At 72.6% G+C, this 23,120-nt stretch carries 20 protein-coding genes and 1 pseudogene; 14 read left to right on the forward strand and 7 right to left on the reverse strand.

Annotation, left to right across the window (positions count from 1 at the left end):
• Nucleotides 1-35: 35 nt before the first annotated feature.
• Nucleotides 36-2,264 carry an MMPL family transporter gene (locus B082_RS0111650; RefSeq protein WP_018551973.1) on the forward strand — a complete coding sequence of 743 codons (2,229 nt, stop codon included), beginning with the start codon at nt 36-38 and terminating at the stop codon, nt 2,262-2,264.
• A 215-nt stretch (nt 2,265-2,479) separates the two neighbouring features.
• Here the strand turns inward: B082_RS0111650 and B082_RS0111655 are convergent, their stop codons facing one another.
• Nucleotides 2,480-2,833, reverse strand: a complete 354-nt coding sequence (locus B082_RS0111655) for an SsgA family sporulation/cell division regulator (RefSeq protein ID WP_018551974.1) — start codon at nt 2,831-2,833, stop codon at nt 2,480-2,482.
• Nucleotides 2,834-3,049: 216 nt separating this feature from the next.
• Between B082_RS0111655 and B082_RS0111660 the strand changes: the two genes are divergently transcribed.
• The 7 genes from B082_RS0111660 (at nt 3,050) to B082_RS0111690 (ending at nt 9,413) form a co-directional block, all read left to right on the forward strand.
• Complete coding sequence (locus tag B082_RS0111660; RefSeq protein WP_018551975.1) at nt 3,050-4,105, forward strand: energy-coupling factor ABC transporter permease; 1,056 nt, start codon at nt 3,050-3,052, stop codon at nt 4,103-4,105.
• Nucleotide 4,106: 1 nt separating this feature from the next.
• The gene (cbiQ, locus tag B082_RS0111665) at nt 4,107-4,868 is read left to right on the forward strand and encodes a cobalt ECF transporter T component CbiQ (protein WP_018551976.1); all 762 of its coding nucleotides are present in this window, start codon (nt 4,107-4,109) and stop codon (nt 4,866-4,868) included.
• A complete protein-coding gene (locus B082_RS0111670) occupies nt 4,865-5,638 on the forward strand; it encodes an energy-coupling factor ABC transporter ATP-binding protein (protein WP_018551977.1) in 774 nt (257 codons plus the stop codon). Before cbiQ ends, B082_RS0111670 begins: the two co-directional genes overlap by 4 nt.
• 106 nt (nt 5,639-5,744) lie before the next feature.
• Nucleotides 5,745-6,905 carry a serine hydrolase domain-containing protein gene (locus B082_RS0111675; protein WP_018551978.1) on the forward strand — a complete coding sequence of 387 codons (1,161 nt, stop codon included), beginning with the start codon at nt 5,745-5,747 and terminating at the stop codon, nt 6,903-6,905.
• The gene (locus B082_RS0111680) at nt 6,902-7,684 is read left to right on the forward strand and encodes an SDR family NAD(P)-dependent oxidoreductase (protein ID WP_018551979.1); all 783 of its coding nucleotides are present in this window, start codon (nt 6,902-6,904) and stop codon (nt 7,682-7,684) included. Before B082_RS0111675 ends, B082_RS0111680 begins: the two co-directional genes overlap by 4 nt.
• 107 nt (nt 7,685-7,791) lie before the next feature.
• Nucleotides 7,792-8,358, forward strand: coding sequence for an RNA polymerase sigma factor (locus B082_RS0111685; RefSeq protein WP_018551980.1), 567 nt, complete (start codon nt 7,792-7,794; stop codon nt 8,356-8,358).
• Entirely contained in the window at nt 8,355-9,413 is a 1,059-nt protein-coding gene (locus B082_RS0111690) for a hypothetical protein (protein ID WP_018551981.1), read from the forward strand. The genes B082_RS0111685 and B082_RS0111690 overlap by 4 nt, the downstream gene beginning before the upstream one ends.
• Nucleotides 9,414-9,607: 194 nt before the next feature.
• Here the strand turns inward: B082_RS0111690 and B082_RS0111695 are convergent.
• Both B082_RS0111695 and B082_RS40390 read right to left on the reverse strand, forming a co-directional pair.
• Nucleotides 9,608-10,418 (reverse strand): annotated as a pseudogene (locus B082_RS0111695) (class I SAM-dependent methyltransferase).
• Entirely contained in the window at nt 10,415-11,074 is a 660-nt protein-coding gene (locus tag B082_RS40390; RefSeq protein ID WP_324608498.1) for a hypothetical protein, read from the reverse strand. Before B082_RS40390 ends, B082_RS0111695 begins: the two are co-directional and overlap by 4 nt.
• A gap of 299 nt (nt 11,075-11,373) precedes the next feature.
• Here B082_RS40390 and B082_RS0111705 point away from each other — a divergent pair, with 299 nt between their 5' ends.
• The 4 genes from B082_RS0111705 to B082_RS0111720 all read left to right on the forward strand — a co-directional run bounded on the left by B082_RS0111705 (nt 11,374) and on the right by B082_RS0111720 (nt 16,810).
• Complete coding sequence (locus B082_RS0111705; protein WP_026249682.1) at nt 11,374-12,612, forward strand: sensor histidine kinase; 1,239 nt, start codon at nt 11,374-11,376, stop codon at nt 12,610-12,612.
• Nucleotides 12,609-13,283, forward strand: coding sequence for a response regulator (locus B082_RS0111710; protein ID WP_018551985.1), 675 nt, complete (start codon nt 12,609-12,611; stop codon nt 13,281-13,283). The genes B082_RS0111705 and B082_RS0111710 overlap by 4 nt, the downstream gene beginning before the upstream one ends.
• 141 nt (nt 13,284-13,424) lie before the next feature.
• Nucleotides 13,425-14,270: an ABC transporter ATP-binding protein gene (locus B082_RS0111715; RefSeq protein WP_018551986.1), complete on the forward strand. Its 846-nt coding sequence runs from the start codon at nt 13,425-13,427 to the stop codon at nt 14,268-14,270.
• Nucleotides 14,267-16,810, forward strand: coding sequence for an ABC transporter permease (locus tag B082_RS0111720; protein ID WP_018551987.1), 2,544 nt, complete (start codon nt 14,267-14,269; stop codon nt 16,808-16,810). The genes B082_RS0111715 and B082_RS0111720 overlap by 4 nt, the downstream gene beginning before the upstream one ends.
• Before the next feature lie 118 nt (nt 16,811-16,928).
• Here B082_RS0111720 and B082_RS0111725 read toward each other — a convergent pair whose 3' ends face one another.
• The 4 genes from B082_RS0111725 to B082_RS0111740 all read right to left on the reverse strand — a co-directional run bounded on the left by B082_RS0111725 (nt 16,929) and on the right by B082_RS0111740 (nt 21,462).
• Nucleotides 16,929-17,366 (reverse strand): DoxX family protein, encoded by a 438-nt coding sequence (locus tag B082_RS0111725; protein ID WP_018551988.1) that lies wholly within the window; start codon nt 17,364-17,366, stop codon nt 16,929-16,931.
• A gap of 16 nt (nt 17,367-17,382) precedes the next feature.
• Nucleotides 17,383-19,140, reverse strand: a complete 1,758-nt coding sequence (locus tag B082_RS0111730) for a discoidin domain-containing protein (RefSeq protein ID WP_018551989.1) — start codon at nt 19,138-19,140, stop codon at nt 17,383-17,385.
• A gap of 169 nt (nt 19,141-19,309) precedes the next feature.
• Nucleotides 19,310-20,383 (reverse strand): DUF1996 domain-containing protein, encoded by a 1,074-nt coding sequence (locus tag B082_RS0111735; protein WP_018551990.1) that lies wholly within the window; start codon nt 20,381-20,383, stop codon nt 19,310-19,312.
• A 188-nt stretch (nt 20,384-20,571) separates the two neighbouring features.
• Nucleotides 20,572-21,462, reverse strand: a complete 891-nt coding sequence (locus B082_RS0111740) for a LysR family transcriptional regulator (RefSeq protein ID WP_018551991.1) — start codon at nt 21,460-21,462, stop codon at nt 20,572-20,574.
• Between the two features lie 91 nt (nt 21,463-21,553).
• Between B082_RS0111740 and B082_RS0111745 the strand changes: the two genes are divergently transcribed.
• On the forward strand, nt 21,554-22,477 hold the full coding sequence (locus B082_RS0111745) for an EamA family transporter (protein WP_026249685.1): 924 nt from the start codon (nt 21,554-21,556) through the stop codon (nt 22,475-22,477).
• Entirely contained in the window at nt 22,474-23,106 is a 633-nt protein-coding gene (locus tag B082_RS0111750) for an NAD(P)-dependent oxidoreductase (RefSeq protein ID WP_018551993.1), read from the forward strand. Before B082_RS0111745 ends, B082_RS0111750 begins: the two co-directional genes overlap by 4 nt.
• Nucleotides 23,107-23,120 lie beyond the last annotated feature (14 nt).

Genomic DNA, 23,120 nt, shown 5'->3' on the forward strand with positions numbered 1-23,120 from the left:
TTTCCACTCACCGACCTGACCGGGAGTACGCCCCCGTGGCCACATTCCTCTACAAGCTCGGACGGCTCGCCTTCCGGCGCCGCCGCTATGTCGCCCTGATCTGGGTGGCACTGCTGGCCCTCGCCGGAGTCGGCGCGGCCTCCGCGTCGACCGCCACCTCCAGCTCCTTCTCGATCCCGGGTACCGAGGCCCAGAAGGCCTTCGACCTGCTGGAACAGCGCTTTCCCGCCGCCAGTGCCGACGGTGCCACCGCGCGCGTCGTCTTCAAGGCACCCGAGCACGAGAAGGTGACGGACCCGGCCAACAAGGCCGAGGTCAACAAGATCACCCAGGAGCTGAAGTCCGGCTCCGACCAGATCGCCTCGGTCGTCGACCCGTACGAGGGCGATGCCGTCTCCAAGAACGGCTCGACCGCGTACATCTCCGTCACCTACAAGGTCAACTCGATGGAGCTGACCGACGCGACCCGCGACGCCCTGGAGGACGCGGGCGAGACGGCGCAGAAGAGCGGGATGACCGTGGAGATCGGCGGTGACGCCCTTCAGGTGATGCCGGAGACCGGCGCCACCGAGGTCATCGGTGTGGCCATCGCCGCCGTCGTGCTCGTCGTCACCTTCGGCTCGCTCATCGCGGCCGGGCTGCCCCTGCTGACCGCGCTGATCGGCGTCGGCATCGGTGTCTCCACGATCACCGCCCTGGCCAACGTGCTCGACCTGGGCAACACCACCTCCACCCTCGCGATGATGATCGGCCTCGCCGTCGGCATCGACTACGCGCTGTTCATCGTCTCCCGCTACCGCGCCGAACTGGCCGAGGGCCGGGAACGCGAGGAGGCGGCGGGCCGGGCGGTCGGCACGGCCGGGTCCGCGGTCGTCTTCGCCGGGCTCACCGTGGTCATCGCGCTGGTCGGCCTGGCCGTCGTCAACATCCCGATGCTGTCCAAGATGGGCTTCGCCGCGGCCGGCACCGTCGCCATCGCCGTCCTCATCGCGCTGACCCTCGTCCCGGCCCTGCTGGGCTTCGCGGGCAAGCGGGTCCTGGGACGCAGGGCGCGCAAGGCCGCCGAGGCGGAGAACCGGCCCGAGGCGAAGCCGAACATGGGCACCCGCTGGGCCCGGTTCGTGCTGCGCAAGCCGGTGTGGGTGCTGCTCGTCGGCGTCCTGGGCCTCGGCGCCATCGCCGTGCCGGCCGCCTCGCTGGAGATGGGCCTGCCGGACGACGGCTCCCAGCCCACCAGCACCACCCAGCGCCGCGCCTACGACCTGCTCTCCGACGGCTTCGGCCCCGGCTTCAACGGCCCGCTGCTGGTCGTCGTGGACACGGAGGGCAGCGCCGACGGCAAGGCCGCGGCCAAGCAGGTCGGCGACGAGATCGCCGACATGAAGGGCGTCGTCGCCGTCACCCCGGCCACCTTCAACAAGGCCGGCGACGCGGCGATGATCACCGTCGTCCCGAAGGACCGGCCCAGCTCCGTCGAGACGGAGAACGTGGTCCACGCGATCCGCGACGCGGGCAAGGACATCAAGTCCGACACCGGCGCCGAGGTGCTCGTCACCGGCTCCACCGCGATGAACATCGACTTCTCGCAGAAGATGAACGACGCGCTGCTGCCCTACCTGGCACTCGTCGTCGGCCTCGCCTTCCTGCTGCTGATGGTCGTCTTCCGGTCCGTGCTGGTGCCGCTCAAGGCGGCGCTCGGCTTCCTGCTCTCGGTCGTCGCGGCCCTGGGCGCGGTCGTCGCGGTCTTCCAGTGGGGCTGGCTCGCCTCGCTCTTCGGGGTCGAGCAGACCGGCCCGATCATGTCGATGATGCCGATCTTCATGGTGGGCGTGGTCTTCGGCCTGGCGATGGACTACGAGGTCTTCCTCGTCACCCGGATGCGTGAGGCGTACGTCCACGGCGAGAAGCCCGGCCAGGCCATCGTCACCGGCTTCAACCACGGGGCCCGGGTCGTCACGGCCGCGGCCGTGATCATGATGGCGGTCTTCTCCGGGTTCATCGGCTCCAGCGAGTCGATGATCAAGATGATCGGCTTCTCGCTCGCCATCGCAGTCTTCTTCGACGCGTTCGTCGTCCGCATGGCCATCGTGCCCGCCGTTCTGGCGCTGCTCGGCAAGCGCGCCTGGTGGCTGCCGCGCTGGCTGGACCGGGCCCTGCCCAATGTGGACGTCGAGGGCGAGGGGCTGCGCAAGGATCTGGACGAGCCGTCGGCCGGCGACTCCGGCCCGGACGCCGGGGGCGAGCGCGAGCTGGTCCGCGTCTGAGCCGACCGGCTCCCGGGGCCGCTGAGCCCCGGGAGCCGCTCGGCCGGGAGAGCCGCTGAACTCCGGGGCCGCTGGGACCGGAGAGGCCGCTGAACTCCGGGGCCGCGTCCGACGCGGGGCGCGGCCCCGGGAGCCCGGGTTACCTGTGGGGACGGGGGACCGGGGCGACGAGAGCCCCCGTGCGTCGTGCACGGGGGCTCTCGCCATGTCCGAGTTCAGGCGCGGGTGGCCTCGGGCGCCGGGGCCTCGCGGTGCGTACGCCGTATGAAGCGGACCAGCGGGGCGCTGTCGAACTGGACCACGTCGACGCCGGCCGCGTCGTGCCGTTCCACGACCAGCTGCACCCGGCCGCACGGCCATATCCGCCAGCCGTCCCGCTCGACCGGGTAGCGCAGCCCCCGCTCCAGCAACTCGCGCTCGACCGCCCACTCCGTGCCGCCGGGGTAGGCGACGCGGACGGTGGCGGGGGTGTCGGAGCTGTCGTACCGCAGCTCGACCGGGACGACGGGCAGGTCGCGGGCATCGGTGACGAGCCGGGCTCTGGCATGTTCATGGATCACGGGGGACATGGGCCGGCTCTCCTCCTGTGTATGTAGCTTTGTCCTCTAATGTCCCATATTTTACGTAAAGAGCATCATGGGAGTCCTGTGCAGTTGTGACTGACGTGCTCTTGCGAATCATTCGCAACAGGGTCCTATCATTGAGAGGTTCATGACCCGCGAGAGGTTCATGACCCCGCGCACCCGGCGCAGCAACGCAGGAACGCAGGAAGCGGAGCCTCCCCCATGCATGTACCCGACGGATTCATCAACCCACCTGTATCCGCCGTGGCGGGCGTCGTCGCCGCCGGTGCCGTCGCCGTCAGCCTGAGGGGGGCCCGCCGCGAACTCGATGAGCGGACCGCGCCCCTGGCCGGGCTCGTCGCCGCCTTCATCTTCGCCGTGCAGATGCTGAACTTCCCCGTGGCGGCCGGCACCAGCGGCCATCTGCTCGGCGGGGCGCTGGCCGCGATCCTCGTCGGGCCCTATACCGGCGTGCTCTGCATATCCGTCGTCCTGCTCATGCAGGGCATCCTCTTCGCCGACGGCGGGCTCACCGCGCTCGGCGTCAACATCCTCGACATGGGCATCGTGACGACCGTCGTCGCGTACGCCCTCTTCCGCGGCCTGGTCGGTGTGCTGCCGCGCACCCGCCGCTCCATGACCGTCGCCTCCTTCGTCGCCGCGCTGGTCTCCGTACCGGCCGCCGCCTGCGCCTTCACGCTGATGTACTGGATCGGCGGCACCACGGACATCCCGATCGGCAAGGTCTTCACCGCCATGGTCGGTGTGCACGTCCTCATCGGCCTCGGCGAGGCCCTGATCACCGCGCTGACCGTCGGCGCCGTCATCGCTGTCCGCCCCGACCTGGTCCACGGCGCGCGCGGTCTCGCAGCCCCGCTCAAGCTGCGCGTCGACGGCGAACTGGTCGACGCCCCCGCGCCCACGCCCGAGCCCGCCCCCGCCCGCCGTTCGACCCGCGGCCTGTGGGCCACCGGCCTGATCACCGCCCTCGTGCTGGCCGGCTTCGTCTCCTACTACGCCTCCGCCAACCCGGACGGCCTGGAGAAGGTCGCCACCGACAAGGGCATCGACAAGGAGGCCAAGGAACACGCGGCGAAGGACTCCCCGCTCGCCGACTACGGCGTCAAGGACGTCTCCAACGCCCGGCTCTCCGGCGGACTCGCCGGCGTGATCGGCGTCGGCGCCACCCTCGTCGCCGGCAGCGGCGCCTTCTACATCGTCTCCCGCCGCCGCAGGAACGACGACGACGCCGGCCACCGCACCGACGAGAAGGTCTGACGTGGGTGCGGGTCACACCCACAAGCTCTACCGGCACGGGCACTCGCCGGTCCACGACCTGCCGCCGCACTGCAAGCTCGCCGCCGTCTTCTGCTTCGTCGTGGTCGTCGTCTCCACACCGCGCGAGGCCGTCTGGGCCTTCGGGCTCTACGCGCTGCTCATCGCGGGCGTCACCGCGCTCGCCCGCATCCCGGCCGGCTTCCTGCTGAAACGGCTGCTCATCGAGGTGCCGTTCGTCGCGTTCGCCGTGCTCATGCCGTTCGTCGTGCCCGGCGAGCAGACCCACGTCCTCGGACTCTCCGTCAGCGTCCCCGGCCTCTGGGGCGCCTGGAACGTGCTGGCCAAGGGCACCCTCGGCGTCGCCGCGTCCGTGCTCCTGGCCTCCACCACCGAACTGCGCTCCCTGCTGCTCGGCCTCCAGCGCCTCAGACTGCCGCCGCTGCTCGTCCAGATCGCCTCCTTCATGATCCGCTACGGCGACGTGATCACCGACGAGATGCGCCGCATGTCCATCGCCCGCCGCTCCCGCGGCTTCGAGGCGCGCGGCGTACGGCAGTGGGGCGTCCTCGCCAAGTCGGCCGGCGCCCTGTTCATCCGCTCCTACGAGCGCGGCGAACGCGTCCACCTCGCCATGGTCAGCCGCGGCTACACCGGCTCCATGCCGGTCATCGACGAGGTGACCGCCTCACGCACCCAGTGGGCGTACGCCTCGGCCCTCCCGCTGCTCGCCCTCGCCGTGTGTCTGGTGGGATGGACCGTATGAGCCCCGACCCCGCCCCCGTACCGCCCTCCCTGGAGGTCAGCGGCCTCGCCTACGCCTACCCCGACGGCCACCAGGCCCTCTTCGGCGTCGATCTGACCGTCGGGCGCGGCGAACGCGTCGCGCTGCTCGGCCCGAACGGCGCCGGCAAGACCACCCTGGTCCTCCACCTCAACGGCATCCTGGAGGCGGGCGCGGGATCGGTGCACGTCGCCGGGCTGCCGGTGGGCAAGCGCCACATGGCCGAGATCCGCCGCCGCGTCGGCATCGTCTTCCAGGACCCAGACGACCAGCTCTTCATGCCCACCGTCCGCGAGGACGTCGCCTTCGGGCCCGCCGCCGGCGGGCTGCGCGGCGCCGAGCTGGAGGAGCGGGTCATGGAAGCGCTGAAGCAGGTCGGCATGGAGGAGTACGCGGCCCGGCCGCCGCACCACCTCTCCTTCGGCCAGCGCCGCCGCGTCGCCGTCGCCACCGTCCTCGCCATGCGGCCGGAGATCCTCGTCCTGGACGAACCCTCCTCCAACCTGGACCCCGCCTCCCGCCGCGAACTCGCCGACATCCTGCGCGCGTTGGACGTCACCGTCCTGATGGTCACGCACGACCTGCCGTACGCGCTGGAGCTGTGCGGCCGCGCGGTCATCCTCAGCGACGGGGTCATCGCCGCCGACGACCGCACCCAGGACCTGCTGTGCGACACCGCGCTGATGCGCGCCCACCGCCTGGAACTCCCCTTCGGCTTCGACCCGCGCTCGGTGACGGTCCAGGCACCGTGACGGCGTCGGGCCCATTTGTTCCGTGCCGGTGAAATTGCGGTGACCCGGCCCACCTCCCACCTGCGGCGGCGTGCACCATGGGGGGATGAGCGGGAGCGGAGCAGGGGTGGACGTACGGGGTACGGCGGCGCCCGGATTCGAAGCGGTCCGGGACGCCTTCGTCCGCAACTTCGAACAGCGCGGTGACCGCGGGGCCGCGGTCACCGTCTACCGGCACGGGCGCAAGGTCGTCGACCTGTGGGCCGGCACCAGAGACGTCGACGGCACCGAACCCTGGGCCGTCGACACCGTCCAGGTCGTCCGCTCCGCCGGCAAGGGCATCGCCGCGGCCGTCCCGCTGCTGCTCCACCAGCGCGGCCAGATCGACCTGCACGCCCCGGTCTCCACGTACTGGCCCGAGTTCAAGGCGAACGGCAAGGAACGCGTCCTCGTCCGCCACCTCCTCGCCCACCGGGCCGGAGTCCCCGCCCTGGACCGGCCGCTGACCCCCGACGAGGCCGCCGACGGGGTGAGCGGGGCACGGGCCGTCGCCGCCCAGCGCCCCGCCTGGGAGCCCGGCACCGCCCACGGCTACCACGCGCAGACCTACAGCTGGCTCGTCGGCGAACTCGTGCGGCGCGTCACCGGACGCACCGTCGGCCGCTGGGTCGCCGAGGAGATCGCCCGCCCGCTCGGCCTGGACTTCTGGTTCGGCATCCCGGACGACGAGGCCCACCGCATCGGCCGGATCGGCCCGGTCGAACCGCCGGCCGGCGAGAACACGGGCGCCCTGCGGATGCGCCCCAAGCGCTCGGTCGTGGACGCCTACCGCGACCCGGAATCGCTCACCCGGCGGGCGTTCGGCGCCATCGACCCGCTCCCCGACGAGAACGCCCCCGGCTACCGCGCCGCCGAACTCCCCGCGTCCAACGGCATCGCGACCGCCCGCGGCCTGGCCCGCTGCTACGCGGCGATGATCGGCCCGGTCGACGGCCACCGGCTGTTCGCCCCGGCCACCCTCACCCTCGCCCGCACCGAGGAGTCGGCGGGCCCGGACCAGGTCCTCGTCGTCAACACCCGGTTCGGGCTGGGCTACATGCTCCACGGCCCCGCGAGCCCCCTGCTCGCGCCCGGCTCCTTCGGCCACCCGGGCCGGGGCGGCTCGCTGGGCTTCGCCGACCCGGAGTCCGGCATCGCCCTCGGCTACGTGACCAACGGCCTCCAGAAGGGAGTGACCGCCGACCCCCGGTCCCAGGCCCTGGTCCGCGCGGTACGGTCGGCGCTATGACTCCTGCGCGCTTCGACGGGTACGCCGTCCTCATCACCGGCGCGGGCCGGGGCATCGGCGCCGCCACCGCCCGCCTGCTGGCCGCCGAGGGCGCCCGCGTCCTCGTCACCGACCTGGACGGTAGCCGGGCGGAGTCCGTGGCGGCGGAGATCCGGGCGGACGGGCGCGTGGCCGAGGCGCTGGGCTGCGACGTGGCGGACCGGGCGGCGGTCGACGCGGCGGTGGCGTACGCCGTGGAGACGTTCGGCGGGCTCGACGTCCTGGTCAACAACGCGTACTCGTGCAGCCTCGACAGCATGCTCTTCGAGGACGAGCCGGACGAGACCTGGCACCGCGACCTGGACATCACCCTCGGCGGCGCCTACCGCTGCTCACGCGCCGCGATGCCGCACCTCGCCGCGTCCGGGCGGGGCGCGATCGTCTCCATCGGCTCGGTCAACGGCATGCAGGACTTCGGCAACCACGCCTACAGCGCCGCCAAGGCGGGCCTGGCGAGCCTCACCCGTACGCTCGCCGGCCACGCCGGACCGCGCGGCGTGCGGGCCAACCTCGTCGTGCCCGGCACGATCCGCACCGACGCCTGGGCGGGCCGCGAGGCCGAGCTCGACCGGGTCAGCTCCCTCTACCCGCTCGGCCGGGTCGGCGAACCGGAGGACATCGCGAAGGCGGTCGCGTTCCTCGCGTCGTCGGACGCGGAGTGGATCACGGGCACGTCGCTGTGCGTGGACGGCGGGCTGACCGCGGTCAACACGGGGTTCCGGGCCGCGGTTTCCGAGTAGGGCCTGTCCGGGCGGCTCGCGCCCGTACCGTCTGCGCGAACGCTCACCCCGCCCGTGTGCAAGTACGGGGTGAGACCGCCGCCCGGCGGTCCCGGACAGGAGACTCCATGGATCCGGACGAGGACCTGTTGGCTCGCTCCGCACGCGAGCCAACGGCATTCGAGCCGCTGGTCGCCCGGCACTCCCAGGCCCTGCACGGCTACCTCGTACGCCGCGCGCCGGCAGCCGCCGACGACCTGCTCTCCGAGGTGTGGCTCCAGGCGTACGCCCACCGCAAGACGTTCGACGCCGAGCGCGGCTCCGCCAGGGGCTGGCTGTTCGGCGTCGCCGGGAACGTACTGTCCCGGCACCGGCAGGCCGTGGCACGCGCCGCCGCCCGCGAACAGCGCCAGCACCCCGACGCCACGACGGCCGACCCCTGGCAGGCCGTCGACCAGCGCCTGGACGCCGCCTCCGTCGGCCCCGAGCTGCGCGAGAAGCTGGCTGAACTCCCCGAGAACGAGCGCGAGTTGCTGCTCCTCGTGGCGTGGGAGCAGCTGACCCCCGCCGAGGCCGCCGCCGCCGTCGGCGTCCCCGCCGGCACCGCACGTTCCCGTCTGCACCGGGCCCGTACCCGGCTGCGTGACGGACTTTCCAGAACCACCCGTACGACCCTGACGGGAGACTTCGCATGACGCACGAGAACCAGCACAAGGACCTTCTCGACTTCCCCGGCGCCGCCGCCCTGGAGCGCGCCGGCCGGACCGAACCGCTCGACCCGGCCGTCCAGGCACGAGCCCACTCCCTGGTCCTGGGGGCCATCGCGGCGGACGCCACGGAAACCCAGGAGACCGTCCGGGCCGAGGTCGTCAAGCCCCGCTTCGGCCGGAACCGGATGTTCGCCCTCGCCGCCGCGGTCGCGGCCGTCGCGGTGGGCGCCGCGATCCTCCCGGTCACGGACATCGGCGGCGACGGACCGGCGGCCAGCGCGTCGGCGTCCGAGGTGTTCACCACCATGGCCAACCACTTCAGCATCGCCGACCGTGTCAACAGCGAGTCGATCACCGAACACCTCAAGGGCAAGTCGGCGACCGCCCCGTACTGGAAGACCAAGGTGACGGGGTGGGTGGAGGGTAACCACGCCTCCACCGACACCATCTACCTGAGCCGTCACTCGATGACCATCAAGAGCGAGGACGGGACGACCGCCGTCAAGAAGTTCGACTCGGAACGCGAGTGGGCCGTCGGCAAGGGCTGGGTGGACTGGGACCACCTCAAGAACCTGCCCGCCGAGCCGGACGCACTGCGCCGCGCACTTTCCGCCGGAGCCAAGGGGAGCGACGCCGCCGCGGAGCAGACCGTCCGGCAGGCCGGTGAGCTGCTGATCAGCGCGCCCATCACCGACAAGGTGCGAGCCGCGGTCTTCCGCGTCCTGGCGAAGACTCCCGGCGCCACGGTGCAGGAGGGCGTGAAGGACGCGGTCGGCCGCTCAGGCACCCGGATCACCTGGAAGTGGGACAAGCCCTTCACCGAGCAGAACTCGAGGGCCGGGGGCTTCAGCCCGGCCACGGACGGGAAATCCCCCAAGGGCTACAAGCTGGAACCCGGCCCGATCCTCCGCCAGCACTGGATCGTCTCCCCGTCCGACGGCCGCATCCTGGAGGTCGACCACGACGAGCACGACAAGCCCGGCCACGTCGTCCGCCGCTCGACCTACCTGAGCGTGGGGCCGGCGACGACGACGGACTGATCCCGGCCCCGCTCACCGGACAGGGGCGTCAGGACCCCTCGGCGCCCTCCACGACGGCGGGCCGCCAGCCGGCCACGGGGTCCGTCGGCGCCGCCGACGGGCCCCATGGCGACGGCTCGTACCTGCTCCAACTGGCGGGCGGTGTCCGTTCCGGGCGGCGCGGACGTACGGTGCGAAGCGGGCCCGCTCGCGACTCATCGGCAGACCAATATGCCGCCAAGGCAGGTGACGCGGAAAACGCCCTCTGCCTGGATGGTCTCGTCGACCCGCTCCCGCGCGCGCTCGATCGTCTCCAGGAACGGGACGCCCATCCTGTCCGCCCAGGCTTCGTAGGAGGCCAAGTGCGCGACGACCGGTTCGGCGTCGGTCACCTCGATCACCCCGGGGAGGGGGATCGTGCGGATCTCACCGAAGACCGCTCCCAGGATCGACGGCGCGTCCTCCAGGGTGAACCGGGCGGACAACTGCACTCGGGCCGGGCCCTCCTGGATACCCAGCACATCACCTGCGGCCTGTCGCCAGAGGTGTTCCAGTTCCCGCTTGTCGGTCCGGCTGTTCGTGGAGACGATCGCAATGCCGCCGGGTGCCAATACGCGCCCCAACTCGCGGACAGCCAGGGCTTGGTCCTCGACGTGGTACAGCATGTGAAGCGCAAGAACCGCCCCGAGGGATCGATCCGCAAGGGGCAGCTGCTGGACGTCCGCGACGACCGCTCCGGGGATGGTGCCGAGGATGCCGTGCGAGACGTCCATGGGCAGCACCTTCAGGTCGGGGCGGTCGTCCCGCACCCGGGCGACGAACTTCCCGTTACCGCACCCCACATCAGCGACCACGCCGCGTACGTCGGCCAGTTCGTCAACGACGGTGCCTGGCAGGTCGTGGCTAAGGGGTCTGCCATTGGTAGAGGGACTGACGGGCGGCCAGGTACTGACCCGTTCCGTACGCCTTGGTGGAAAGAAGGCTGCGATTGGTCACCAGATGATCATCTGTGGGCTGGGCGGTCATCGGGGCTCCGTAGAATTGCCGGCGAGAGCGGGCCGGACAGTCACCTCTTGAATATGCGCGCGGAGATCGACCGCCGACTGTGCGCCACGGTACGGCTCGCTTCCGAGGAGCGCGGCCGGATTGCGAAGCCTGATGGTGATGCTCGCCGTGTATGTGTCGGCGCCGAAGACCTCCGAGAGGTTCGCACCAGCTCCCTCGACGTCTCCGCCGGCAAGGTAGGCCGTCGCCAGGTCCAGACGGGCGGCCTGTAGATCGCCGGGGGAGCGGTCTTCTTCCGGCCCGGCCCGGTACAGCTCCACCGCGTGAGTGGACGCGCTTGTAGCGTGCCGAATCTGCTCGTCGCCCCCGACGGCCAGCAGCGTGGTCCCGGCGTACGCCGTGATGCGTTGCTCGCATCGGCGGCGGGTGCCCGGCGACCGGCACGGGAAGCGCGCGAGAAGTCGGCCGCCCCGTACGTGGACACGGCGGTGCAGTGTCAGCTGTCCACGCATGACGCAGGCGAACACTTCGGCCTCCTCACCGACGACGGCGTGTACGGAACCGCGCTGTGGCTCCGCTGGTACGGGGGAGACGAGACGGAACTTGTCCTGCTGTCGGACTGTCCGGCGGTGGCCCCGGGGCCCGACGGCGAGGGCTGCTGTCTGTTCGCCGACCACGCCGAGCAGCACACCTGGGCCGCCGGCCTGGCTTCTCGACCACGCCCGCACGGCCTGGAACCTGGACCTGGCGGACGCGGCGATGCGGGACGCCGTTCTCGTACGCTCCGAGACCCGCCTCGGGTACGGCCGAGCCACGTACGAGATCAACAAGGGCCGCCAACGCCAACGTCCGGTCCGAGATCAGCAGTGCCGACCCCGACCCCGACCCATGGACCCTGCGCCTCGCGGCAGCCGCCACCACCTGGCACGCACACCGTCCGGGCCGGTGACAGCGCGGTGCGCATACGCTGGTGAGCATGACCTCAGTGGAGGAGAAGCGCCCGCGCGCGCTGCTCGCGGGCGCTTCGCGGCGGTGGGTGCGGGCGCTGCCGTGGGCCGTGGCGTTCGTGCTGTGCGTCGCCCTGCTGCCCACCACCATCCAGGTCCTCACCGCCGACTACGGCCTGAACGGGGGCGTCGCCGGCGCGCTGGCCGTCGCCCAGGCCGCACCGCTGCTGCTCGCCGTCGTACGGCCGCTGCACGCCTGGTACGTGGTCTTCGCCGCCGACGTGGCGGGGGCGCTCGCCCTGCTCGCCGTCGACTTCGAGGAGCGGCTGCTGTGGCCGTTCCCGCCCATGGAGATCGTCGGGTACGTCGGCCTCTGCCTGGCCCTGGGCCTGCGCGAGCGGCGCCGGACGCTGCTGCTGGTGTGGCTGGCCACGGCGGTCGCGAACGTGGCCCTCGGGTTCGCCGCGCCCCACGGCTTCGGCGCCGGGGACCTGCTGTTCACCATCCTCGGGGGCGTGGCGCTCCTGCTGGGCGGTGCGCTGCGCGAGCGGTCCGAGGTTCAGCGCAGGCTGACCGAGCAGGAGACGATCAGCGAGGCCGAGCGCGGCCGGCGCACGCTGCTGGAGGAGCGCGCCCGGATCGCCCGCGAACTGCACGACGTGGTGGCCCACCACATGTCCGTCATCACGGTGCAGGCGGACACCGCGGAGTACCGCCACGACGGGCTGCCGCCGCGGATGCGGGAGGAATTCACCACCATCGCGGCCACCGCGCGCCAGTCGCTCGGCGAGATGCGCAGGCTCCTCGGCGTGCTGCGCAACGAGGAGGCGGACGGCGAACTCGTGCCCCAGCCGGGCCTGGCGCAGATCGGTTCCCTGGCGGAGGCGACGGCGAGGGCCGGCGGGCCGGTGGAGTTCACCCCCTGCGACGCCGACGTGCCGGAAGCGGTGGGCCTGTCCGCGTACCGGATCGTCCAGGAGGCCCTCGCGAACGTCGTACGGCACGCGCCGGGAGCACCCACGCGGGTCTCGCTGTCCGTGTCGGAACCCGAACCGCCGGCCGGCCCCCGGCTCACCGTCCTGGTCGTCAACGGCCCGCCGCCCGAGCCTCCCGCCGGGCCGCTCGAAGCGAGCGGTACCGGGCACGGGCTCGTCGGCATGCGCGAGCGGGTACGGATCATCGGCGGCACCCTCGACGCGGGGCCGCTCCCGGACGGCGGCTTCCGCGTCGCCGCCCGGCTTCCTCTGACCGGAACGGACACCACGTGACGACACGCGTCATCATCGTCGACGACCAGGCCATGGTGCGGGCGGGCTTCGCCGCGCTGCTGGCAGCCCAGAGCGACATCGACGTGGTGGGCGAGGCCCCCGACGGCGCGCAGGGCGTCGAGCTGAGCCGGCACACCCGCCCCGATGTCGTGCTGATGGACGTCCGGATGCCCGGGATGAACGGCCTGGAGGCCGCACGCGACCTCCTGCACCCGCCGTCGGGCGTGACCCACCGGCCCCGCGTCCTGATGCTCACCACCTTCGACGTCGACGACTACGTCTACGAGGCGCTCCGGGCGGGCGCGAGCGGCTTCCTCCTCAAGGACGCGCCACCGGCCGACCTGATCGCGGCGGTCCGCGTCGTGGCCGCGGGCGACGCGCTGCTCGCCCCGTCCGTGACGCGCCGCCTCATCGCGGACTTCGTCAAGCAGCGCCCCGCCGCCCGGGGCAAGCCCGCGCAGCGGCTGAAGGGCCTGACGGAGCGCGAGACCGAGGTCCTCGCACTGGTGGCCCGCGGCCTGTCGAACGGCGAGATCGCGCGGACGCTGGTGCTGGCCGAGCAGACGGTGAAGACCCACGTCAGCCGCGTCCTCACCAAGCTCGACCTGCGCGACCGCGCCCAGGCGGTGGTCTTCGCCTACGAGTCGGGGCTGGTGGCCCCGGGCGAGTAGGCGGTGGGCGGCCCACCCGCTCTCCTCCACCCCCTACGGCCGTAGTACCGCCGGTTTGGCTCCCGGGTATGACGCCCGGCGCACAGCCTTCCCCGCACTCTTCATCCGTCGGAGAAGCGCACGTGTGAAGGAGAGCGGAAAATGAGGCTACGCAGCGGCAAGCGGCAGAAGGCGGGCGACCGGCCGGAGGCGGACAACCGGCCCGGGGGCCCGGCCGCCACGCCCGGCCTCGCCGTGGAACTGCGCGACGTCCGGCGGCACTACGGACGCGGGGCGGGCACGGTGCACGCCCTCGCGGGCATCGACCTGGCCCTGCCGCGCGGCACGTTCACCGCGGTCATGGGCCCGTCCGGGTCCGGAAAGTCGACCTTCCTGCAGTGCGCCGCCGGACTCGACCGGCCGTCGGCGGGATCGGTACGGCTCGGCGGTACGGAGATCACCGGCATGAGCGAGAACGAGCTCACCGAGCTGCGCCGCAGCCGCCTCGGCTTCGTCTTCCAGGCGTTCAACCTGTTGCCTTCGCTGAACGTGGAGCAGAACGTGCTGCTGCCGATGCGCCTGGCCGGGCAGCGCCAGGACCGGCACCGGGCGCAGGCGGTGCTCGCCCAGGTCGGGCTCGCGGACAAGGCGCGGCGCAGGCCGGCGGAGCTCTCCGGCGGCCAGCAGCAGCGCGTGGCCGTCGCCCGCGCCCTGGTCACCGAACCGGACGTGATCTTCGCGGACGAGCCCACCGGCGCCCTGGACACCGGCACCGCCGCCGAGGTCCTCGGCCTGCTGCGCAACGCGGTGGACGCCCTCGGCGCCACCGTCGTCATGGTCACCCACGACCCGGCAGCCGCCGCCTGGGCCGACCGCGTGCTGTTCCTCGCCGACGGCGCCTTCGCCGGCCACGTCGAGCGGGGCTCGGCGGAGCGCATCGCGGCCGGGATGGCCGCGCTCACCTCCCGTACCGCCCGCGCCGGGGCGATGGCGGGGGCGGCGGCATGAGGCGCCCCAACGGACTCGCCCGCGAGGCCATCCGCTTCAAGCCCGCGTCCTTCGCGGGAACCTTCCTCGCGCTGCTCATGTCCGCACTGATCGTCTCGGCCTGCGGAACCCTGCTGGAAACCAGCCTGCGCGCCTCCGTGCCGCCCGAGCGGTACGCCGCCGCGCCGGTCGTCGCGGCGGCGGACCAGAACGAGTACGTCGTCACCGGCAGTGGCGAGGACCTGGAGAAGGAGGCGACGCCGCTGCCGGACACCGCACGGATGGACGCCGGGCTGGCGGCGAAGGCCGCCGAGGCACCGGGCGCGGCCGCCGCCGTCGCGGACTTCACCTTCCCGGTGCACGCACCGGGCGCCGGGGCCGGCTCCGGCGCCCGCGAACCGCACGTCCCGGGCGGTGTGCTCACCGCGCACGGATGGGGCGCGCACACCTTCACCGGCACCTCGCTGACCGCCGGCTCCGCGCCCCGCGAGGGCGAGGTCGTGCTCGACGCGGGTACGGCCCGCGCCGCGCGGGCTGTCGTCGGCGACACCGTCGTACTGGAGACCGCCGCCGGGCAGCAGGACTTCCGCGTCGCAGGCGTCGCCGAGGCCGGTCCCCGGGAAACCGCCCGGGACTCCGGCGAGGCGGGCGCCACGACCTGGTTCGCGGACGCCCAGGCCCCCACCCTCGCCGGGCACCCCGGCAAGGCCGACGCCGTCGTCGTGCTGGCGGAGAAGGGCACCGGCGCCGACGCCCTCGCCGACGCCGTGAAGAAGGCCCTCGCCGGCTCCGGTGTCCTGGTCCACACGGGCGACGACCGGGGCGCCGTCGAGGACCCTGGCCTCGGGTACGCCAAGGTGACGCTCTTCGGGATCGGCGGCTCCTTCGGTGGCATCGCCGCCATCGTCGCCGTCTTCACCGCCGCCGGGACCGTGGCGCTCTCGGTCGGCCAGCGGGCCCGCTCCTTCGCCCTGCTGCGCGCCATCGGCGCCACCCCGCGCCAGGTCCGCCGCGCGGTCGCCTCCGAGGCGCTGCTCGTCGCACCGCTCGCCGGGATCGTCGGGTGCCTGCCCGGCATCGGGCTCGCGCACTGGTGGTTCGGGCAGCTCCAGGACCGGGGCGCCGTCCCGCGCGCCGTGGACCTGCACGTCTCCGGGCTCCCGCTGCTCGCCGCCGTCGTCATGGGGCTGCTCACCGCGCTCGGCGCGGGCTGGGCGGCCGGGCGCCGGCCCGCGAGGATCAAGCCGGGACAGGCGCTGTCGGAGGCGTCGGTGGAGCGGCTGCGGCCCGGCCCGGTCCGCACCCTCCTCGGCCTCGCCGCCCTCGTCGGAGGGGCGATCCTCACCGGGGTGGCCGCCCGCTCCTCCGGAGACGACGCGGCCGGTGCCGCCCTCGGCGTGGTCATGCTCTTCATGCTCGCCGTCGGGCTGCTCGGCCCGCTGGTGGCCCGGCTGTGCGCGGGCCTGTTCGGGCTGCCGCTGCGCGGCGCGGGGCCGGCGGCCGGGCTCGCGGCCGCCAACTCCCGTGCCAACGCCCGCCGCCTCGCCTCCGCTATCACCCCGATCGTGCTCGCCGTGGCCTTCTCCTCGACCCTCGTGTTCATGCACACGAGCGAGAGCCACGCCGCCGACAAGCAGCTGCGCGCCGGCATCACCGCGGACCACGTGGTGACGGACCCGGCCGGGCTCCCGGTGGACGCGGCCACCCGCGCGGCCCGCGCGCCGGGTGTCCAGGCATCCGTCGGGCTCCTGAACACACAGGTGCTGGTGCCGACCGGCTCCGGCGAGTTCAAGTCGCTGCTGGGCGCGGCCACCCAGGGGGTCACCGGTTCCGGCGCCGAACTGGCGAAGGTGCAGGACCTGGACGTACGCGAGGGCAGCCTCGACCGGCTCGGCACGGGCCGTATCGCGATCGACCGCACCCTGGCGGCCTCGGCGGGCGCCGGTGTCGGCGACCGGCTCCCGCTCTACCTCCCCGACGGGACCGAGGCCGCCCCCGAGATCGTCGCGGTCTACGGCCGCGGGCTCGGCGTGGCCACGGTGACCATGGACCGGGCCTCCCTGGCCGGGCACGTCACCTCGGGCTTCGACAGCACACTGCTGGTGCGGGGCGGCTCGGAGAAGTCGCTGGCCGCCCTGGGCGAGGTCACCGACGCCTCCGGCTACGCCACCGAGCAGAACCGCGACGCGAAGCTGGGCGCCTGGATGAACAACACCATGGCCGCGGTCCTCGGCGGATTCGCCGCCGTCGCAGCGGTCAACACCCTGGTGATGACGGTCCTGGACCGCCGCCCCGAACTGGGCGCGCTGCGCCTCGTCGGTGCCACCCGGCGGCAGGTGATGACGATGCTGCGCTGGGAGGCCCTGCTGGTCTCCGCGGTGGGCCTGGTCCTCGGCTCCGCGATCGCCGCGGCCACGCTGATCCCGATGATGAACGGCGTGACCGGTGACGCGCCGTACGTGCCCCCCGCGATGTACGGGGCCCTCACGGCGGCCGTCGGCGGCCTGGCCCTGCTCGCGGTCGCCCTGCCGGCCAGGGGCGCGCTGCGCCGCCGGTCGTAGCGGAGCCGTACGGGGCGGGAGTCCGGGTGGTGCGGCCCCCGCCTCCGGGCCGGCGGGGGACGCCGAACGGCCTCCCGGGGGCAGTCCCGGGAGGCCGTTCGGCGGCGTAGCCGTTCCCTCAAACGGGGACGCCGAGATGGTGTTCCGGCCGCTCGTCCGAGGCCCGGCGGCCGGGCAGCAGACGGGCCGCCGACAGGGTGCCGGGGCCCGTGAAGACGAGCAGCAGGAGGGTCCAGCAGAACAGGACCGCCGCCTCGCCGCCGTTCTCGATGGGCAGGAGGGCCGCCCGCTGGTGCACGTCGAAGTACGCGAAGGCCATCGAGCCGGAGCCCAGGAACGCGGCCGTTCTCGTACCGATGCCGAGTGCCACCAGGACACCGCCGGCCAGTTGGACGACGGCCGCGTACCAGCCGGGCCAGGCGCCCGCCGGTTCGGGCGCGCGGCCCAGGGTGCCGAAGAGCGAGGCGATCCCGTGGCAGGTGAACAGCAACCCGATGACGATACGGAACAGGCCGAGCACGTGGGGCCGGACGCGGTCCAGGTGAGTGATCATCATGAGTGCCGTCCTCCGGTCAGCTGTAGACGCCGAACTCGTAGAGCGAGTAGCCGTAACCCGAGCCGCGCTCGGTGCCGTTGATCCGGACGTAGCGGCCGGTCCCGTTGACGTCGAGGTCGTCGATGTCACCGTTGCCGTCCGTCACGGACTCGACCGTCGTCCAGTTCTGGCCGTCCTCGGACGTCTGGATCTCGTAGGACTTGGCGTACGCCGGGTCCCAGGCGAGCTGCACGTGCTTGAAGGTCGTGGACGTGCCCAGGTCGACCTGGAGCCACTGCGGGTCGCTCCAGTCACTGGCCCAGCGGGTGTCGAAACTGCCGTCCACCGCGTTGTCCGCGCCGCACGGGCAGCCGCCCGTCGGGTCCGTCTGGAAGGAGGAGGCCGTGGCGGGCTTGCCCTGGGCGACGTTCGTGCCGTCCACCTTCGGCGGGACCACCTTGAGGGACTTGGTCTCGATGCCCACGTTGCCGTGGCCGTCCGTGGCCTTCACGTAGACCTTGTAGACGCCCGTTTTGCCCGGGGCCTTCGCGGTCAGGGAGCCGTCGCCGTTGTCGGTGGTCCCGGCGGGGACGAGCGCCTTGTTCTCGTCGATGTAGTTGCTGCTGAAGAGGACCTGATAGGTGATCGCGTCACCGTCGGGGTCGCTGGTGCGGGTGCTGATGTGCACGTCGGAGCCGGTCGGGACACCCTCGGTGGCGTTGTCGACCGTCATGTCCGTGATCACCGGCGGGGTGTTGTCGCCGGAGGTGTCGGCGCCGTACGCCTTCTTCACCGCGTAGTACGAGAGCCGCTTCTCGCCGCCCGGCAGCAGGTTGAACCAGACACCGCCGAAGTCGTCCTCGACGCCGTAGTGGAACATCGTCGCGCCCAGGGCCACCCCCGTGTGACCGGTGACGCAGTCCCACGCCTTGGTGTATCCCTCGGCCTTCGCGGGGTCGGTGGGCTCGTCCGGTACGCCGTTGGCGTCGTCGTCCACCTCCCACTCACCGGCCGGCCCCGTCTCGGTGACGATGTACGGCTTGTCGTAACCGCCCTGCTCCCAGTCGGACTTGATGCCGCACACCGCGTCGTAGGCGTTCACGGCGTACAGGTCGAGGTCGGGGGCGTTCCTCTTGTAGTACGGCCAGGCGCCGGTCCAGGCGTCCGTGGAGGTGACCGGGTGGTTCGGGTCCACCTCGTGGATCTTCCTGGCGATGTCGTTGACGAAGGAGGTGTACGCGTTGCGCTGGGCCTCCAGCTCGTCGCCGCCGTAACAGTTCTGAAGTCCGAGCGTGGACTCGTTGCCGACGTTCCACATGAGGACGCCGGGGTTGTCCTTGTAGGTGTCGACCCACTTGGGGAACTCGGCGAGCATGTCGTTCTTGTACTGCGTGTCCGTCAGGTAGTTGACGCAGCCGCCGCTGCCGGGGCCGCCGCCGGGCTGGAGCCAGAAGCCGGCGATCACCTTGACGCCGTTGGCCGCCGCCGTATCGAAGAGCGGCTTGCTGGTGGCGTCCGTGCCCCAGGTGCGGATGGTGTTGACGCCCATCGACGCCACATCGGGCAGGTACTTCTCGGCGTCGGCGACCGACGGTCCCCAGGTGAGGCCCTTGACGGTATACGGCGAACCGTCCACGGTCAGCTGCCAGTCGCCCTGCGAACCGGTGACCTTCACGACGTTGCCGGCCGCCTGGGCCGCCGGTGCCTGGAGGGCGAGCAGACCGCCGCCGAGCAGGGCGGCCGCCGCGACCGGTGCGACGAGGCGCCGGGCGGTACGGGTGGGGGGATGGTGCATGTGAATCTCCTTGCCAGTGGGGGGAGTTGGGGGGACGGAGGAGCGAGTGGGGGGAAGGGGCGGCCGGGTGGGGCGGCCGGGTCGCGCGTGGTCCGGGGCCGATCTTGGAGAGCGCTCTCCGGCGCGGTCCGAAAAAAGGCCCCGGACGTGGGGGTGCGCGGGGTGCCGGCTACGGCAGTTCGTAGTTCTCGTCGAGCACCGCACCCTGGTCGGGGTGGTTCTCGTCGTAGCCGTGCGGGTCGCACTGGAGGCCGCCCTTGACGCAGTGGGTGACCATCGCGTCGAGCGTGGCGGCGTCCCAGCCGTTCATGAAGTCGTAGTGGAACGAGAAGCCGGCGCCGCTCGCCAGCTTCACCTGCGACATGTCACCGTTGACCGGCCAGGCCATCTTGAACTCGATCATCGGCAGCGCGACCGGGTGGTCGGCCGGGCAGGCGTTGTAGTTGTTGCCCGAGGCCACCGGGTAGGCCATGTGACTCGTGTGGTCCGGCGTGTCCAGGTGGATGCCGTCCCAGCAACTCGGCGCCTGGAGGCGCAGGTTGAGCTGCACGTCCTGGCGGTCGGGGCAGGTCGCCGGGAAGTCGTAGTTCTTGAACGAGTCACCGCACTCCCAGCCCTCGACGGTGCCCTTGAGGTTCTTGAACTCCTCCTGGCTCTGCATCGGGCTGCCGACGACGTACCGCAGGCCCTTGGGGAAGGGGCGGACGCTGGTGTAGTCGGTGACGCCCGACTTGTAGTAGATGGTCTGGACGCCGTCCGGGAGGATCTTCGTCTCCCCGTCGAAGAGACTCGGCATCCAGTAGCCGGACTTGTCGCCGGGCGCCAGGCACGTGGTGTCCCCGGACTCCAGCGAGGCGGCGGTGGTGTAGGCGTCGGTCGTGGTGTTGCCCATGAACGTGTGGTCGTGGGACTTGCCGGGCTGGCCCGGGTAGACGATCGGGTCGTCCGGGGCGGTGTGCGTGGGGGCGCACTTGGCCTGGAACTCGTGGAAGTACGCCTGCGGCGGGACCGCCGTCGAGGGTACGACCCCGGTGACCGGCGGGTCGGCCATGATGTAGCCGTCCCCGTCCGGGTCGTCGCCCGAAGCCTTGGTGGACGCCTCCATGCCGGGCATCCCCGGCATGGAGTACGCGGCGTGCTCCGCGTGCGCGGAGGTGGCCGACGTGGTGGTTTCGGTGGATGCGTTCGCCGTCGCCGCGATTCCGGCGATGCCCGCCGTGGTCAGGCCGAGCGAGGTGAACAAGAGCAGTCCGGTGAGGGTTCTGGACCTCCGTGGCATGGAGAGACCTCCTGCTGCGTCGTGGGGGAGCGTGGAGTGGGAGAGCGTGGACCGGGCAACCGCGGGAGTGCTGCGAGGGTTTGGGAGAGCGCTCTCCCGCTGTGGAGTGTTCCGCTCCTGACAAGAGCGTGTCAATAGTTCGTGTCGTCACTTCACGAGTCGCGCCCCTCGTGTACGGGAATGCCGAGCGCCCCCAGGAACGCCGTGGCCGCCGGGGTGCGGCCCGAGCGGCTCCAGGCGGCGTGCTGTACGCGGGCCGGCGCGTCGGACACCTCGACGGCGACGATCCCGGGGAGCCGGTCGGCGTACGCCGGGGGCAGCATCGCCACCGCGAGGCCGGGGGCGACGAGGGCGGCGATGTAGTCGGCGGTGGTGACCTCGAAGGCGACGTCGCGGACGAGGCCGGCGGCCGAGAAGGCCTGGTCGGTCTGGGCGCGGCCGGCCGTTCCCGCCGGGAAGTCCACGAACACCTCCGAGGCGAGCCGGCGCAGGTCAACGGCGGGCGCGCCGGCCAGCGGATGACCCGGGGCGACCACGGCGACGAGCCGGTCGCGGCCGATCTCGTGGAAGGCGAGGCCCCGGGGCGTCGCGGTGGCGGGCAGCCCGAGGAAGGCCACGTCGAGCGCGCCCCGGCGGACCTGCTCGGCCAGCTCGTCGCTCGCGCCGACCCGCAGGCTGATCCGCACCTGCGGGTAGCGGCGGCGGAAGTCGCGCAGCGCCGCGGGGATGTCGACGGCGGTGACCGTCGGGATCAGGCCCACGGCGAGCCGTCCGCGCACCTCGCCCACCGCCGCGGCGACCTCGGCGGCGGCGCGTTCCGCGGCCTCCAGGCACTGGCGGGCCGCCGGGAGGAACGCCTCACCGGCCGGGGTGAGCCGCACCCGGCGGGTGGTGCGCTCGAAGAGCCGTGCGCCCAGCTCCCGTTCGAGCCGGCCGATCTGGTGGCTCAGGGCCGACTGCACGACGAGGCACCGCTCGGCGGCCCGCGTGAAGCTGTTCGTCTCGGCCACCGCGATCACGTAACGCATCTGCTGAAGCTCCATGGACTCATCGTGAATCCATCTCGGATCGAGATCAATGACGTGACAGACATGTGTTGGACTCATCAATGGTGGCCGCGTGAGACTTCGGGACATGACAAGCCGACCCACGCGGGGGGCTGCCGGGGCGTTGCCCCGCACCGCCCTGACCGCGCTCGCCCCGGCGGTGTGGGGCACGACCTACATCGTCACCACGGAGTTCCTGCCGGCCGGGCACCCCCTGTTCGCCGGACTCCTGCGCGCCCTGCCCGCCGGTCTGATCGCCCTCGCCCTCACCCGCACGCTGCCGCGCGGGGCGTGGTGGGGGAAGGCGGCGGTGCTCGGGGTGCTGAACATAGGCCTGTTCCTGCCGCTGCTGTTCATCGCCGCCGAACGCCTCCCGGGAGGCGTCGCCGCGACCCTGGGCGCCGCCCAGCCGCTCGTCGTCGCCGTGCTGGCGGTGGCCGTCCTGCGCCAACCCCTGTCCGCGCGCCCGCTGTTGTGGGGAGTTACGGGGGTGCTCGGCGTCGGCCTGGTGGTGATCGGGCCCGGGGCCGAGCTGGACGCCGCAGGGGTGGTGGCCGGTCTCGCCGGGGCGGCCACGATGGGCCTCGGCGTGACGCTCACGAAGCGGTGGGGGCGGCCCGAGGGCATCGGCCCGCTCGCCTTCACCGGCTGGCAGCTCACCGCGGGCGGCCTGTTCCTGGCGCCCCTGACCTTCCTGGCCGAGGGCGCGCCGCCCGCGATCGACGGCCGGGCCGCGCTGGGCTACCTCTGGCTGGGGCTGGTCGGCGGGCTGCTCACGTACGCGCTGTGGTTCCAGGGCATCGCGGCTCTGCGGGTGACCTCGGTGGCGGTCCTCGGGCTGCTCTCCCCGCTGGTCGCCGCCGGCCTGGGCGCGCTGGTGCTCGGCCAGACGCTGGGCCCGGTCCAGCTCGTGGGCTTCGCGCTCGCCCTGGCGTCGATCGTCGGGGGCCAGCTCCCGGGGCGCGCCCCTGTTGTCCTCCCCACTCCCGTACCGGAAAGGACCCCTCGATGAGGATCGCCGTCATCGGAGCCGCAGGCATGGCCGGCTCCCGCGTCGTCACCGAAGCCGCGAGCCGGGGCCACGCGCTCCTCGCGGTGTACCGCCGCAGCCGGCCGGACACCCTGCCGCCCGGCGTCACCGCGGCCGGGGGCGACGCGGACGACCCCGACGCCATGGCCGCCCTGTTCGAGGGCGTGGACGCGGTCGTGGCCGCGACCCGGCCCCCCGCCGGGCACGAGCACACGATCGCGGCGACCACGACGTCCCTGCTCGACGCGGCGGCCAGGACCGGCACGCGCATCCTGGTGATCGGCGGCGCGGGCCCGCTGAAGGTCCCCGGCCGCCCCGCACAACTCGTCCTGGACAGCCCGGAGTACGTACCTCCGCGGTGGCGCACGGTGGCCGCCGCCAGCTCCGCGCAACTGGCCGCCTGCCGCGCGCACCCGGCCGACTGGGTCTACCTCAGCCCGCCCGCCGTACTGGAACCGGGCACCCGCACGGGTGTGTACCGCCGAGGCACGACGACCCTGCTCACCGCACCCGACGGCACGTCCCGGATATCGGCGGAGGACCTCGCGGCGGCGGCCATCGACGAACTCGAAATGCCTTACGGGGCCCGGCACTTCACGGTCGGCTACTGAGAGCGCGGGGCCGT

Origin of the sequence: Streptomyces sp. ATexAB-D23 (assembly GCF_000373645.1) — a bacterium.
Lineage (GTDB): Bacteria > Actinomycetota > Actinomycetes > Streptomycetales > Streptomycetaceae > Streptomyces > Streptomyces castrisilvae.